Here is a 253-nt window from a genome sequence, read left to right as displayed (position 1 = left end):
GGCCATGACTGTCTCCTCAACGCTCGGCCAACATGGCGGCGGCGCGATGGATCGCGCGGCGGATGCGCGGGTAGGTCCCACAGCGGCAGATATTGGTGATCGCCTCATCAATGTCGGCGTCTGTCGGACGTGGCTTCGCCTCCAGCAGCGCCGTGGTGGCGACGATGAAGCCCGGTTGGCAAAATCCGCATTGCGGCACCTGCTCGTGGAGCCACGTCTGCTGCACTGCCGATAGGGCGCCGTTCGCCTGAGC

General features: G+C 66.0%; 1 protein-coding gene. It reads right to left on the bottom strand.

Annotated elements, in window-relative coordinates:
• Positions 1-16: 16 nt before the first annotated feature.
• The coding region (locus EOD29_RS33490) for a 2Fe-2S iron-sulfur cluster-binding protein (RefSeq protein WP_245475518.1) at positions 17-253 on the bottom strand (237 nt) is incomplete at its 5' end.

Origin of the sequence: Mesorhizobium sp. M1A.T.Ca.IN.004.03.1.1, assembly GCF_003997555.1 — a bacterium.
Classification (GTDB): Bacteria; Pseudomonadota; Alphaproteobacteria; order Rhizobiales; family Rhizobiaceae; genus Mesorhizobium.
Note: the sequence above shows the minus strand (reverse complement) of the source record. Positions and strands in the feature narration are given on the sequence as shown.